Source organism: Bradyrhizobium macuxiense (genome assembly GCF_007993935.1).
Lineage (GTDB): Bacteria > Pseudomonadota > Alphaproteobacteria > Rhizobiales > Xanthobacteraceae > Bradyrhizobium > Bradyrhizobium macuxiense_A.
In genome coordinates this window covers 18,132-32,570 of sequence record NZ_VITY01000019.1, presented here as the reverse complement: position 1 = coordinate 32,570, position 14,439 = coordinate 18,132, and the positions used below count along the sequence as shown (strand labels likewise).

The window sequence follows — 14,439 nt, the reverse complement described above, 5'->3', positions numbered from 1 at the left end:
ATGCGGATTAATCGATCCGGATACAAATTATGCGCAAACTCCTTTTGAGCTTCATCGCAGCCACGGCGTTCGCCGCCGCTTTCAATCCACCGGCCGCCCACGCCGTGTTCTGGCGCGGCGTCACCGCCCCGACGAACATCGACATCCACGGATATCCAATCATCAAGGAACCGCCGCCGAGCCCATGCCAGTTGATCCATGTGAATGGATACTGGGTGCGGCAGTGCCTGGACCTGCGGTATCGCCATTGGCGATGAGCGAAGCCGCACCGTACTTTCGACCTCTCCCACTTGGGGAGAAGCCGAAGTTCGAGCCTAAAGCGTGATGAGATTAGGTTGAACCGGATCGGCAGCGGAGTTTCACCTCTCCCTTGGGAGAGGTCGGCGCGTACCGCCGGGTGAGGGGTTACGGTCCCTCGTTAGGGCTGCGGCCCCTCACCCGATTTGCTTCGCAAATCGACCTCTCCCCAATGGGGAGAGGTAAAGCGAGCACGCAGCCAAACCCACTCGATCTAAATTCATCGCGCTCTAGTTCGCACCACCAGCCGAATCGTCGAGCGCCTTGAAGGCTTCTTCGAGCTGCGGTGACAGCGCGACGTTGAGCTTCTCGCCGGTCGGCAGACGGGCGACGAACCATTTGTTGTAGAGCGGGACGATGTCGCGATTCGAGGCGAGCTTGCGGAACGCGCGCTCGACCACGTCCTTCATCTGCGGCTCGCCCTTGCGGTACATGATGCCGTAGGGATCGTAGGACAGATAGTCGCCGGTGACGCGGAATTTGTCCTGCGACTTGTGCCGCGCGATCAGGCCGTAGAGCAGGATGTCGTCGGTCGCGAACGCATCCGCCTTGCCGTCCACCAGCATCTGGTAGGACTGCTCGTGATCAGGGGCGGTGACGATGTTGAGGCCGAGCTGCTGCTTGGCGTCGACATTGTGCATCGCCTGCTCGTTGGTGGTGCCCTTGGTGACCACCACGGTCTTGCCCTTCAGGTCGGCGACCTGGTTGACGCTGGAAGCCTTCGGCACCATCAGCTTGGTGCCGGCCACGAACATCAGCGGCGAGAATGCGACCTGCTTGCCGCGCTCCGAGTTCGCCGTGGTCGATCCGCATTCGAGATCGATCTTCTTGTCGACGATCGCCGGAATGCGGTCGTCGGAGGTGACCTTGACGTAATCGATCTTGAGGTCGGCGTCGTCGACCTCGGCCCCGATCTCGTCGACGATCGCATCGCACAGCTCGAGGCTGTAGCCGATCGGCCGGTTGGAGTGGTCGAGGAACGAGAACGGCGGCGAGCTCTCGCGATAGCCGATCCGCACCATGTGCGTGGCCTTGATGTTGGCGAGCGTGGGGCTGAGCCCCTCGCCCGCCGGCTGAGCGGTGGCCGGTCCGCCGAGCAGGCTTGCCACCAGCAGACATGCCGACAGCAGACATGCCGACAGCAGGCATGTCGACAGGTGAGGCCCCTCAGCCCGGATCGGCCTCCAGCGGGCGCGATGCATGCATCCCTCCCGTCAATGGCCGGCCATGACGGCACCAGGCACCGCATCCTGCGGCACCGCATCGTCGGGCCCGAGCTCGTGCTCGGCCTTCAGCTCGCCCTCCCACTTCGCGACCACTGATGTGGCCAGCGAGTTGCCGATCACGTTGGTGGCGCTGCGGCCCATGTCGAGGAAGGTGTCGATGCCCATGATCATCAACAACCCGGCCTCGGGGATGCCGAACTGCGACAGCGTCGAGGCGATCACCACCAGCGAGGCGCGCGGCACGCCGGCGACGCCCTTCGAGGTGATCATCAGCGTTGCCAGCATCGCGAGCTGCGTGCCGAGCGACATCTCGATGTGGTAGGTCTGCGCGATGAAGATGCTCGCGAAGGTGCAGTACATCATGGTGCCGTCGAGGTTGAAGGAATAGCCGAGCGGCAGCACGAACGCCGAGATCCGCGAGGAGGCGCCGAACCGGTTCAGCCCCTCCAGCGTCTTCGGGTAGGCCGCCTCCGAGGAGGCGGTCGAGAACGCGATCATCAAGGGCTCGCGGATCAGCCGCAGCAGATGGCTGTAGCGTGGCCCGATCACGACGAAGCCGACCGCGACCAGGATGCCCCACAGGATCAGCAGCGACAGATAGAACCCGCCCATGAAGACGATCAGCTTCCAGAGCACGCCGAGGCCGTTCTTCGAGACGGTCGCCATGATCGCGGCCCACACCGCGATCGGCGCGAACAGCATCACGTAGCCGGTGACCTTGAGCATGATGTGCGCGAGGTCGTCGATCAGGCTCATGATCGGCTTGGCCCGCTCAGGCATGGCGCCGAGCGCGACCGCGAAGAACACCGCGAACACCACGATCTGCAGGATCTCGTTCTGCGCCATTGCATCCGCGATCGAGGTCGGGATCAGATGGGTCAGGAACTTTTCGATCGAGAAGGCCGAGACCGGCAGGCCGGTGGACTGCGCCTTGTCGGGCAGCGTGCCGGGGAAATTGGCGCCGGGCTGCAGCAGGTTGACCATCACGAGGCCGAGCAGCAGCGAAACGAAGGAGGCGGAGACGAACCAGCCCATGGTCTTGGCGAAGATGCGCCCGAGCTTGGCGCCGCTTCCCATATGGGCGATGCCGCCGACGAGGGTCGCAAACACCAGCGGCGCGATGATCATCTTGATCAGGCGCAGGAACAGCATCGCGATCAGGTTGACGTCGGCTGCGATCTCGGCGCGGCTGTCAGGCAGATAGTTGAAGACGATCGTCCCCATTGCGATGCCAAGGACCATCGCAATCAGGATGTACTGCGTAAACCTGTTCGACATTCTCTTACCCCCGTAAGTTCCCGGCGAAAGGCAAGTGTGGCAGATTTACGCAGCTACGCAACACGCTTCGCGTCCAGCGGGACTTTGCCAATCTGTTCCCGTTGTGGAATGCCAGCGTGGGGACTAGCGTTCATGCAGCGCACAATCTGTGCACTAAGCTGCGCGCGTCGCAGTCAAACTGCATGCGAAACGACCAACGCGAGGGGGAGACACCACAATGAACGACACCGTCAATCGCCAGATCCTGCTTGTTGAAAAGCCGACCGGCAAGCTTGGCTCCGAGCATTTTCGCCTGACCAAGGGCACGGTCCCCGCGCCGAAGGACGGCGAGGCGCTGGTGCGGACGCGCTACATCTCGCTCGACGCCGCCAACCGCGCCTGGATGCACGGCGCCACCTACCGCGCTGCGGTCGAAGCCAACACCGTGATGGCCGGCGGCAGCATCGCCGAGGTGGTGTCGTCGAATGACCCCGGCCTGAAGCCGGGCGATATCGTGTTCGGCGACACCGGCTGGCAGGATTACGCCGCCGTACCCGCCAAGCACCTGGCGAAGATGCCGAAGCTCGAGCCGATGACGCATCTGCTCAGCGTCTATGGCGTCGCCGGCCTGACCGCCTATTTCGGCCTGCTCCATGTCGGCAAACCCAAGGAGGGTGAGACCGTGGTGGTGTCGGCGGCCGCCGGCTCGGTCGGCTCGATCGTCGGCCAGATCGCCAAGATCAAGGGCTGCCGGGTGGTCGGCATCGCCGGCGGCAAGGACAAGTGCCACTGGCTGACGTCGGAGCTCGGCTTCGACGCCGCCGTCGACTACAAGGACGGCGCCACCTACAAGGCGCTGCGTGCAGCGGCGCCGAAGGGCATCGACGTCTATTTCGACAATGTCGGCGGCGACATCCTGGAGGCCTGCCTGGCGCAGATGAACAACCGCGGCCGGATCGCCTGTTGCGGCGCGATCTCGCAGTATGACGGCGTCCCCTCGGCGCACGGCCCGCGCGGCGTGCCCGGCCTGATCGTGGTGAAGCGGCTCGTCATGCAGGGCTTCATCGTGATGGACTACATGGACCAGCGCGACGCCGCGCTCGCCGACCTGCAGTCCTGGGTCTCCTCGGGCAAGCTCAAGGTCCAGGAAGACGTCATCGACGGCATCGAGAACACCCCGCAGGCGCTGATCGGGCTCCTGGCCGGCGAGAACCGCGGCAAGCGCATGGTGAAGGTGTAGGCGGGAAGCACGGTGCGTAGGGTGGGTTAGCGCAGCGTAACCCACCGACTTCGCGCCGCGGAGAAGATGGCGGGTTACGCCTTCGGCTAACCCGTCCTACGCGACTGTTACAAACTCCGTCATCCTGAGGTGCGCGCTCTTGCGCGTCTCGAAGGATGCACGGCCCGGCTGAGCGGCGTGGAGAAAGCCGGGCCGTCGACCCTTCGAGACGGCCGCTTCGCGGCCTCGTCAGGGTGACGGGGATAGAGTTTGGGTGCGTGGAGCCTAATGCACCGTGCTTGACGCCTGCGGGGCGGCTCGTGGCCCGGCCGCCTTGCCCTTCTTCGCCTTGCGCCAGTTCTCGAAGTTCTGCACCACGACGAAGAACGCCGGCACGAACAGCACCGCGAGGCAGGTCGAGGCGATCATGCCGGAGAACACGGTGATGCCGATCGACTTGCGGGCGTTGGCGCCGGCGCCGGTCGCCAGCACCAGCGGCAGCACGCCGAGGATGAACGCAAACGACGTCATCAGGATCGGCCGGAACCGGGCGCGCGCCGCGTCGATCGCCGACTCCAGCACCGGCTTGCCGTCCCGGATGTGATGCTCGAGCGCGACCTCGACGATCAGGATCGCGTTCTTGGCCGACAGCGCGATCAGCAGGATGGTGCCGATCTGGGTGTAGAGGTTGTTCTCGATCCGCAGGCTCAACAGCACCAGCGTCGGACCGAGCAGCGATAGCGGCACGGCCAGGATCACCGAGATCGGCGCATACCAGCTCTCATATTGCCCGGCGAGCACGAGGTAGACCAAGAGCAGCGCCAGCGCGAACACATAGTAGATCTGGCTGCCGACCTCCTTCTCCTGATACGACATCGCCGTCCACGCAAAACCCGCGCCCGCCGGCAGCGTCTTTGCCGCGATCTCCTCCATCAGCGTCATCGACTGGCCGGACGAGTAGCCCTGCGCCGGCAGGCCGATGATGGAAGCGGACGGATAGAGGTTGTAGAGGCTGATCAGCGACGGGCCGACCGACGGCGTGATTTTGGCCACCGTGCCGAGCGGGATCATGTCTCCGTTGCTGTTGCGCACCATCATGTTTTCGATGTCGCGCAGCGACAAGCGATACTGTGCCTCGGCCTGGGTGTAGACCTGGAAGGTGCGGCCGAACTTGGTGAACTGGTTGACGTAGCTCGCGCCCACATAGGACGACAGCGCCGCGAAGATCTGGTCGGGGGTGACGTGGAGGGTCTGCGTCTTGATGCGGTCGACCTCGACGTCGAATTGCGGCACCATCGAGCGGAACGACGACTGCACCCGCTGCAGCGCGCTCTGGGTCTGGGCGTTGGCCACGATCGCCCCGGTAATCGCCTGCAGCTTGCCGTAATCGGCGTTGCCGTCGCGCAGTTCGACCTGCATGGCAAAGCCGGCGGCGTTGCCGATGCCCTGGATCGGCGGCGGCGGGATCACCAGGATGCGCGCCTCCTGGATCGCCGCGAGCTTGTCGTTGAGCCCGTAGACCAGCGAGCGCAGGTCCTCACCCGGCCCCCGCGCGCCCCAATCCTTCAGGATCAGGTAGGCGACGCCGGCATTGGCGAGGCTCGAGGAGTTGTCGAGCGCCGAGATGCCGGCGATGCTGACCACCTGCTCGACGCCGGGCGTCTTGCTGGCAATCTGGGTGACCTCGTCCAGCACGTGCTGGGTGCGATCGAGGGCTGCGCCATCGGGCAATTGCACCGCGGCGAGCAGATAGCCTTGATCCTCGATCGGAATGAAGCCGGTCGGCACCCGCGACAGCCCGTAGCCGGCGAGCCCGATGATGACAAGGGCGACCGCGACCGAGGTCTTGGCGTGCCCGGCAATGCCGCTCACGATGCGGGTATAGCCGCGCTCCAGCCGGTCATAGACCGCATTGAAGCCGCGATAGAAGAAGTTGCGCTGTTGGGGCGGCGCCGGTGGACGCAGCCATAGCGCGCATTGCGTCGGCTTCAGGGTCGCGGCATTGATCGCGCTGAGCAGCGCGGTCGCGGCGATGACAAGCGCGAATTGCGCATACATCCGCCCGGTCAGCCCGGGCAGGAACGCCGCGGGCAGGAACACCGAGATCAAGACCAGCGTGATGCCGACGATCGGCGCGAACAATTCGTCCATCGCCTTGATCGCGGCGTCGTGACCGTTCATGCCGCGCTCGATATTGTGCGCCGCGCCCTCGACCACGACGATGGCGTCGTCGACCACGATGCCGATCGCCAGCACGATCGCAAACAGCGTCGACAGGTTGATGGTGAAGCCGAGCGCGGCCATGCCCGCGAACGCGCCGATGATGGTGACCGGCACCGTGGTTGCCGGCACCAGCATCGCCCGCCAGTCCTGCAGGAAGACCAGGATCACGACCAGCACCAGGAGGCCGGCCTCGATCAGGGTCTTGTAGACCTCCTCGATCGAGGCGTTGACGAACTTGGTGGTGTCGAACGGCGTGTCGTATTTGATGTCCTGCGGGAACTGCTTTGCCAGCTCCGCCATCTTCTTCTCGACCGCCTTCTCGACCTGCAGCGCATTGGCGCCGGGCGACTGGAATACACCGATGCCGGTCGCCGGCTTCTGGTTCAGCGAGAAGATCTGGCTGTAGGTCTGCGCGCCGAGTTCGACCGAGCCGACGTCGCGGACCCGGGTGACGTCGCCGACAGTGCCTGATTTGACGATGATGTCCTCGAACTGACTCTTGTCGTCGAGCCGGCCGTTGACGTTGAGCGTGTACTGGAACGCCTGCCCGGCCGGCGTCGGCGGCGCGCCGACCTGACCGGCAGTGACCTGCAGGCTCTGCTGCTGGATCGCCTGGATGACGTCCTGCGGCACCAGCCCGCGCGCCTGCAGCTTGTTCGGATCGAGCCAGACCCGCATCGAATACTGCCCGGCGCCGAACACCGTGACGTTGCCGACCCCCGGCAGGCGGGACAGCTCGTCGCGGATGTTGATGGTGGCATAGTTCGACAGGAACAGGCTGTCATAGGTCTTGTTCGGCGAGGTCAGCGTCACGAACAGCAGGATCGAAGTCGACTTCTTCTGCACCGTGACGCCCTGGTTCTGCACAGAGGTCGGCAGCTGCGCCAGCGCCGAGGAGACGCGGTTCTGTACCAGCACCTGCGCGAAGTTCAGATCGGTGCCGATCTTGAAGGTCACCGTCAGCGTGTAGGTGCCGTCGGCGCCGCTGTAGGACTGCATGTACAGCATGTCCTCGACGCCGTTGACCTGCTGCTCGATCGGCAGCGCCACGGTGTCGACCACCGTCTTGGCGGATGCACCGGGATAGCGCGTCGTCACCTGCACCGTCGGTGGTACGACGTCGGGATATTGCGCGACCGCGAGATTGTACAGCGCCACGCCGCCGATCAGGATCATCAGGATCGCGATGACGTTGGAAAGGACCGGCCGCTCGATGAAGAATTTCGAGATCATAGCGCGCCCCTCACTTGGCCGGTGCCGGCGTCGCGTCGCCCTTCTGCATCTGCGGATCGACCTTCTGGCCGGGGATCGCACGCAGCAGCCCGGCGGTTACGACGCGGTCGTCGGCCTTCAGTCCGCTCTCGATGACGCGCAGCCCCTCGTCGAGCTGACCGGTCGTCACCTTGCGCTGCTCGACCAAATTGTCGGCATTGACGACCAGCACGTAGCGGCCGCTCTGGTCGCTGCCGATCGCAACGTCTGGCACCAGCAGCGCGACGTCCTGCTTGGTGAAGGGCACGCGAACGCGAACGTAGAAGCCGGGCAACAGGACGCGATCGGGATTGGGTATCAAGCCACGAACCGCCAGTGTTCCGGTCGACTGGTTGAGCGTCGGAGACGCATAATCGAGATTGCCTTTGTGCGGATAGCCGGTCTCGGTCTGCAGGCCGACCTCGACCGGCAACGACTTGAGGTCGTTCGCGGTCATGCCACGGCGGCGCGCCTCGTCCCGGACCCGCTGCACGTCCTGCTCATTGACGTTGAAATTCACATAGATCGGGTCGAGCTGCACGATGGTGGCAAGCTGGGTGGGCGAAGCCACGCCGACCAGTTCGCCGACCGAGACAAGATGGGTGCTGACGATGCCATCGAACGGTGCGGCCACGTTGGTGTAGCCGTAATTGACCGCGGCGATCTTGGTGTTGACCTGAGCCTGCTGCAGATTGGCCTGGGCGTTGTCCCGCGTCGATGTCGAGGTTTCCAGCGTCGCCTGCGACACCGCCTGGCGCTGCACCAGATCCTGCTGCCGCTTGAAGTCCTGGTCAGCCTGCTTCACCGTCGCCTGCGCGCCGACCTCGGCGGCCTGCGCCTGCTCCAGCTTCAGCTTGTAGGTCTCCGGCTCGATCGTGAACAGAGTGGTCCCCTGCTTCACGAAGGAGCCATCCTGATAGTTGATCGACTGCAGAAAGCCCTGCACGCGCGCGACCAGATCGACGGTCTGGATCGGCGCGGTATTTCCGGTGGCGTCCAGATAGCGCGTGATGGCGCGCTGCACCGGCGGCGCGACCTCGACCTTCGGTGGTGGCGGCGCAACAAAACTGTTTTGCTCGCAGGCACTTAAACTGACGGAGGCCGATACGACGCAGATGATGCGCGTCAGCGGCGCATTTCGCAGCCGCAAAAAATTGCTCCGATCGAAATGTGCCGACGCGCGCGCGTGCCTCATTTCCGAGCCTCAGTTCAAATGACTTAACTCAAACGTGGTAGGCGGCAAAAAAATCAACCTGCGTCTTCCATAGCAACAATCCGCTTGCAGCGGAACTCGAAAGCGAAAATGATGCCGCTCGCGAAGGTTGTCACAGCAAGAATTTTCAGAACGCAGTTCAGTTGAGCCGGTAGCTTCCGGCGCGACGAGAGGATTTATTCAAATGATCAATGCGTTGACACGTGCAACGAAGCTTTCCGCATGGCTCGCGCTCGCGGCATTCGTGAGCACCGCGCCGGCCTTGTCGCAGGCGCCGACCCAGGCGCAGCGCGACGCCATCAAGTCGCAATGCCGCAACGACTACATCGCGCATTGCTCCAGCGTTCCGCCCGGCGGCGAAGCGTCGCTGCAGTGCTTGCAGAAGAACATGGCAAGCCTCGGCCCCGGCTGCGCCAGCGCCGTGAAGGCCGTGGAGGCGCCGGCCGCGGCGCCGGCGGCAGCCAAGACCGACGCTGCTCCCGCGGCGGCGACCGCCAAGCCCGCTGCGGAGGCCGCGGCGCCGAAGACGGCCGGGGCGCCGTCCAGCGCGCAGATCTCGGCGATCCGCAGCGCATGCCGCTCCGATTATCCCAAGGTCTGCGCGGGCGTGCCGACCGGCGGCGCACCGGCGCTGCAGTGCCTCGAAAAGAACAAGGCGAAGCTGTCGCCGGCCTGCGAGAAGGCGGTCGCTGCCGCGGGCGGCGGTGGCGCCGCACCGGCCGAGGGCGCGGCGACGGCGGCGGCACCGGCGGCCGCGCCGGCGGTGATCATGTTGCGGCCGCTGCGACCGCGCGAAGAGCTGTTCGTGCTGCGCTCGGCCTGCGGCGCCGACGTCCGCTCGGTTTGCGGCGGTGTCCAGCCCGGCGGCGGACGGATTGTGCAATGTCTGGCGACCAATGCCGGCTCGCTCTCGCCGGCATGCCGCGAGGTACTGGCGCCGTTCGCGGCGCGGTAATCCTGCTGTCACGCGACTGACCAAAGGAAGCGATCAATGCTGCGTATTGTCCTGACCGCCGCCTTGCTGTGCGGCACGTCCGCCGTCTACGCCCAGGAGCTCACGACGGCGCAACGCGACGCCTGCATGGGCGACTACCAGAAGTTCTGCAAAAGCGTGACGCCCGGCGGCGGGCGCATCATCGCCTGTCTCGCCAAGGAAAGCGACAAGCTGACGCCCGCCTGCAAGAAGGTGCTGGCGGAAGCGGAAAAGAAATAACCGCACAAGCGGAGGCGACATGTGCCCGGCGAGTGCCGGGCACGAAGCCGCAGCACCTTGTTGTCATCCAAAGGCCAACCATACCTCACTCCGGGAGAGGGAATATCATGCGCTCATTATTGCTGATCGCTGCGGCCCTGCTGTCCTTTGCCGCGACCATGACCTTCGAGTCCTCCGACGCCAACGCCGTGGTGTGCGGGCGCGGCCCGTATCGTGCCGGATGCGCCAGCACACGCGGCGCGGTCGTCGTCCGCAAGCCCGTCGTCGCCGGCTGCCGCTGGGTATGGGTCGACGGGGTCAAGGTCCGCCGCTGCTACTGAACTTTTCGGCTCCACGCGGATAAGCATGATCCGGAAAAGTGCGAAGCGGCTTTCCGAAAAGTTCATGCCGAACAGGAATCTAGAGCGCGATGAGGGTTTAACCCATCGCGCTTTGGCCACCGCGCGCATTTTCCCTCTGGCGTTCCCGCCAGAGGGCGATTAGTCTGGACCCAAATTGTAAGTACACTGTCAATCTGGGAGGCAGACGTTGCGGATCGCCGTGATTGGCGGAGGGCCCGGCGGGCTCTATTTCGCCTATCTGTGGAAGAAGCGTCATCCCGACGCCGAGATCGATCTGTTCGAGCAGAACGCCGCCGGCGCCACCTGGGGCTTCGGCGTGGTGTTCTCCGAGCAGGCGCTGGACTTCCTGCGCGCCGACGACCCCGAGACGGTCGACGCCATCACCCCGCGGATGGAGAGCTGGAAGAACATCACCCTCAATCTGCGCGGCGAGAGCGTCGAGATCGACGGCGTCGGCTTCTCGTCGATCGGCCGGCTGGCGCTGCTGACGATCCTGCAGGAGCGCGTGCGCAGCACGGGCATCACGCCGCGGTTCGACACATCAGTTCAATCGGTCGATGAGCTCAGGGGTTACGACCTGATCGTCGCCGCCGACGGACTGAACTCGATGGTTCGCCGCGGCCACGAGGCCGCTTTCGGCGCGTCGGTGTCGCAGTCCTCCAACAAGTTCGCCTGGTACGGCACCACCAAGCCCTTCGCGACGCTGTCGCAGACCTTCGTGGCGACCGACCGCGGCAGCTTCAATGCCCATCACTACCGCTATGCAAAGGACATGAGCACCTTCCTGGTCGAGTGCGACGCGGCGACCTGGGCGGCTTACGGCTTCGCCGACAAGAGCATCGAGGAGTCGCAGGCGATCTGCGAGGACGTGTTCGCCGCGACGCTGGACGGCCACCGGCTGATCTCGAACAAATCGGTGTGGCGCAATTTCCCGTGGATCTGGAACGAGCGCTGGTCGCACGGCAACATGGTGCTGATCGGCGATGCGCTGCATTCGGCGCATTTCTCGATCGGCTCGGGCACGCGGCTGGCGATCGAGGACGCGATCGCGCTGACCAAGGCGCTGGAGACCGAGAACGGCATTGCCGCCGCGCTGGCCCGCTATGAGGTCGAGCGCAAGCCGATCGTGAAGAAGCTCGTCACCGCGGCGCGCACCAGCGCCGACTGGTACGAGCATTTCCCCGCGCACATGAAGCACGATCTGATGGATTTCGCCTACAGCTACATCACCCGCTCCGGCCGGATCGACGACGCGCGGCTGCGCGCGATGTCGCCCGCCTTCATGGCCCGTTACGAAGCCGCAAAGGGACGCTCATGACTGGGATCGCCGACCAGGTTCCGCCCGATAATCCCGGTGCGCGCGAGATCGGCTTTACGATCCCCGAGCGCTACAATGCGAGCCGCATCCTGTTCGACAATCTCGGCAATGGGAATGCCGAGCGCCTGGCGCTGACCGGCCCGGCCGGCACGCGGACCTATCGCGAGCTCTGCGCTGACGCTGCACGCTGGGGCCACGCCTTCCAGTCGCTTGGACTTAAGCGCGGCGACCGCGTGCTCCTGTTCCTCGACGACACCCCGGCCTATCCGGCAGCGTTCTTCGGCGCGGTGCGCGCCGGATTCGTGCCGCTCCTGATCAACACGCTGACGACGCCGGAGCTGCTGCAATTCTATTTGTCCGACGCCGGCGCGCAGGTCGCCGTCACCGATGCGGAGTTCTGTTCGCGCTTCAACGCCGAAGCCTGCAAGGACACGCCGCTGCGCACGCTGGTGGTGGTCAACGGCCCCGCGGGCGACCACGCGGTAGCGGAAAAGCGCGAGGCGAGCGACTGGCTGCATGCGTTTCCGACCGAGCTCGACGCGGCCGACACGCACCGCAACGAGATGGCGTTCTGGATGTATTCGTCGGGCTCGACCGGCCGTCCCAAGGGCATCGTGCATTTGCAGCACGACATGGCCTATAGCGAGCGCGCCTTTGCCCGCAACGTCTTGAGGCTTTCGCCCGGCGACATCTGCTTCTCGGTGCCGAAGATCTTCTTCGCCTACGGCTTCGGCAATTCGATCACGTTTCCGTTCTCGGTCGGCGCCGCCACGCTGCTGCTGCCGGGCCAGCCGAAGCCGGCCGCGATCTTCGCGGCGATCGGGCAGTACCGGCCGACCGTGTTCTTCGGGCTGCCGACGCTCTACATCACCCTGACCAAGGCCGAAGGCGCCGACGCTGCCGACTTCTCCTCGCTGCGGATGGCGGTCTCCGCCGCCGAGGTGCTGTCCGCCGATGTGTTCAACGGCTGGAAGCGGCTGACCGGGCTCGAGATCATCGAAGGGCTCGGCTCGACCGAGGTGCTGCACGTCTATCTCAGCAACCGCGCGGAGCAGAAGAAGCTCGGCGCCGCGGGCCTGCGCGTGCCCGGCTACGAGATCATGCTGCGCGACAGCGACGGCCGCGAGGTCGGCGACAATGAGGAAGGCATTTTGTGGGTGCGCGGCGATTCCGCGACACCGCTGTACTGGAACCGGCCGGACAAGACCGCCGAGACCGTGCGCGAGGACGGCTGGATCTACACCGGCGACCGCTTCATGCGCGACAGCGACGGCTTCCACTTCTTCCGTGGCCGGGCCGACGACCTGATCAAGATCTCCGGCCAGTGGGTCTATCCGCTGGAGGTCGAGCTCTGCCTCGCCGACCACCCCGACGTCCGCGAATGCGCGGTCTACGCCGCCGAACTGCCGGACCGCCGCATGACGCTGCGCGCCGTCGTGGTGATGAACAAAGGCGGCTTCGACGCGGCCGAAGCAACGCGGCGGTTGCAGGATTACGTCAAGACGAAGCTCTTGCCGTACAAATATCCGCGCGAGGTGCAGTTCACCGACGAGCTGCCGAAGACCGGAACGGGGAAGATCGACCGTCAGGCGGTGATGCGGATGTAGCGGCGGCGCGGGGATAACGCGCCACGAGCTGCTTTCGGGCCGAAGTCTCAACCGTCTCGCCCGGGGCCACCCTCTCCCCACCCTCCCCCGCAAGGGCAGGGGAATCGCATATGGGTTTTGGCTAGCTATTGCATTGGCGGGCAAGAAGGATTCTGAAGACGACTCCCGGATTCTGGAGGGAGTCGGATGCAGAAGTTCAGGAGAGCGTTTGGGCGCTTGCCGGACCCGCGCGCAGGCAATGCAAGTCACGAACTGCTGGAAGTTCTGTTCATCGCGCTGGCGGCGGTTCTGTGCGGAGCCGGCAGCTGCGCCGAGATGGAGGAGTTTGGACAGTCCAAGGAAGGCTTGTTGCGCCTCTTCCTGAAGTTGGAGCACGGCATCCCCAGCCACGATACATTCAGCCGGGTGTTCCGTCTGCTCAAACCGCAGGCCTTTGAGCTCGCCTTCCGCCGTTTCATGGCGGCGTTCGCCAAGGCCAATGGACTCAAGCTTACCGGCGTCATTGCGGTCGATGGCAAGGCTCTGCGGCGCGCCTACGAACGCGGCGGACGGGCAACGCCACTGCATCTTGTCAACGTCTTCGCGGTCGAAGCGCGCATGGCTTTGGCGCAACAAAAAGCGCCGGGACGCAACGAGACGGCGGGTGCCTTGGAGGTGCTGGATCTTCTCTCGCTCGAAGACTGCACGGTGACAGCCGATGCCCTGCATTGCCACCAGTACTTGATCGGGGCGGACATTATGTTCTGACGATCAAGGCGAACCGCGGCCCCTTGTTCAAGGCGGTGACGCAGCAGTTTGCGCGATCGGGGCAGCGCAGCACCGTCCAGCAGACCAACCGCCCGGCTCATGATCGCAGCGAGGCACGACGTGCCACCGTGATGCGCAACACCACACTGGCCGAACGCTTCCCTGGCGTAGCGGCCGTGGGCCGCGTCACCTTGCGCAGGCGGCTGCGTGACCAGCGCGCCGACCCGGTGGTCGTACGCTACTATCTGCTGTCCAGATATATCTCCGCCAAGCGGCTGCTCGACGTTACCCGCAGTCACTGGGCCGTTGAGAACCGGCTGCATTGGGTGCTCGACGTCCATTTTGCCGAGGATCGCAACCGCGCCCGCAAGGACGACGCACCGGAGAATCTCGCCATTCTTCGACGCCTCGCCCTCAACATCCTGCGAGCCCACCCCGACCGCAAGTCCATCAACCTCAAGATCAGACGCGCAGGTTGGGACGAGACCTTCCTCATGCAGGTTCTCAGCCATATGCGATAGCCCTGC

Annotated in this window: 11 protein-coding genes and 1 pseudogene; 7 read left to right on the top strand and 5 right to left on the bottom strand. The window is 64.8% G+C overall.

The features are described from left to right. Positions 1-7: 7 nt before the first annotated feature. From FBZ93_RS41150 to FBZ93_RS35735, 3 genes are all read right to left on the bottom strand, one after another. Positions 8-145, bottom strand: a complete 138-nt coding sequence (locus FBZ93_RS41150) for a hypothetical protein (protein ID WP_208764105.1) — start codon at positions 143-145, stop codon at positions 8-10. 382 nt (positions 146-527) lie between these two features. Continuing rightward, on the bottom strand, positions 528-1,499 hold the full coding sequence (locus FBZ93_RS35740; RefSeq protein WP_146992098.1) for an amino acid ABC transporter substrate-binding protein: 972 nt from the start codon (positions 1,497-1,499) through the stop codon (positions 528-530). Positions 1,500-1,511: 12 nt separating this feature from the next. Next, positions 1,512-2,801 carry a dicarboxylate/amino acid:cation symporter gene (locus FBZ93_RS35735; protein WP_146992097.1) on the bottom strand — a complete coding sequence of 430 codons (1,290 nt, stop codon included), beginning with the start codon at positions 2,799-2,801 and terminating at the stop codon, positions 1,512-1,514. Positions 2,802-3,018: 217 nt separating this feature from the next. On the opposite strand from FBZ93_RS35735, the gene FBZ93_RS35730 reads away from it, so the two are divergent. Continuing rightward, on the top strand, positions 3,019-4,020 hold the full coding sequence (locus FBZ93_RS35730) for an NADP-dependent oxidoreductase (RefSeq protein WP_146992096.1): 1,002 nt from the start codon (positions 3,019-3,021) through the stop codon (positions 4,018-4,020). 264 nt (positions 4,021-4,284) lie between these two features. Here FBZ93_RS35730 and FBZ93_RS35725 read toward each other — a convergent pair whose 3' ends face one another. Together FBZ93_RS35725 and FBZ93_RS35720 are read right to left on the bottom strand one after the other, a co-directional pair. Next, positions 4,285-7,455, bottom strand: a complete 3,171-nt coding sequence (locus FBZ93_RS35725; protein ID WP_146992095.1) for an efflux RND transporter permease subunit — start codon at positions 7,453-7,455, stop codon at positions 4,285-4,287. Between the two features lie 10 nt (positions 7,456-7,465). Then, entirely contained in the window at positions 7,466-8,623 is a 1,158-nt protein-coding gene (locus FBZ93_RS35720) for an efflux RND transporter periplasmic adaptor subunit (protein WP_146992094.1), read from the bottom strand. Between the two features lie 247 nt (positions 8,624-8,870). Between FBZ93_RS35720 and FBZ93_RS35715 the strand changes: the two genes are divergently transcribed. The 6 genes and pseudogenes from FBZ93_RS35715 (at position 8,871) to FBZ93_RS35690 (ending at position 14,433) form a co-directional block, all read left to right on the top strand. Continuing rightward, positions 8,871-9,641, top strand: coding sequence for a cysteine rich repeat-containing protein (locus FBZ93_RS35715; protein WP_146992093.1), 771 nt, complete (start codon positions 8,871-8,873; stop codon positions 9,639-9,641). Positions 9,642-9,677: 36 nt separating this feature from the next. After that, the gene (locus tag FBZ93_RS35710) at positions 9,678-9,899 is read left to right on the top strand and encodes a cysteine rich repeat-containing protein (RefSeq protein ID WP_146992092.1); all 222 of its coding nucleotides are present in this window, start codon (positions 9,678-9,680) and stop codon (positions 9,897-9,899) included. A gap of 107 nt (positions 9,900-10,006) precedes the next feature. Then, the gene (locus FBZ93_RS35705; protein WP_146992091.1) at positions 10,007-10,219 is read left to right on the top strand and encodes a hypothetical protein; all 213 of its coding nucleotides are present in this window, start codon (positions 10,007-10,009) and stop codon (positions 10,217-10,219) included. Positions 10,220-10,427: 208 nt separating this feature from the next. After that, positions 10,428-11,558 (top strand): FAD-dependent monooxygenase, encoded by a 1,131-nt coding sequence (locus FBZ93_RS35700; RefSeq protein ID WP_146992090.1) that lies wholly within the window; start codon positions 10,428-10,430, stop codon positions 11,556-11,558. After that, a complete protein-coding gene (locus FBZ93_RS35695) occupies positions 11,555-13,165 on the top strand; it encodes a benzoate-CoA ligase family protein (protein WP_146992089.1) in 1,611 nt (536 codons plus the stop codon). The genes FBZ93_RS35700 and FBZ93_RS35695 overlap by 4 nt, the downstream gene beginning before the upstream one ends. Before the next feature lie 186 nt (positions 13,166-13,351). Continuing rightward, positions 13,352-14,433, top strand: a pseudogene (locus FBZ93_RS35690) (ISAs1 family transposase). Positions 14,434-14,439 lie beyond the last annotated feature (6 nt).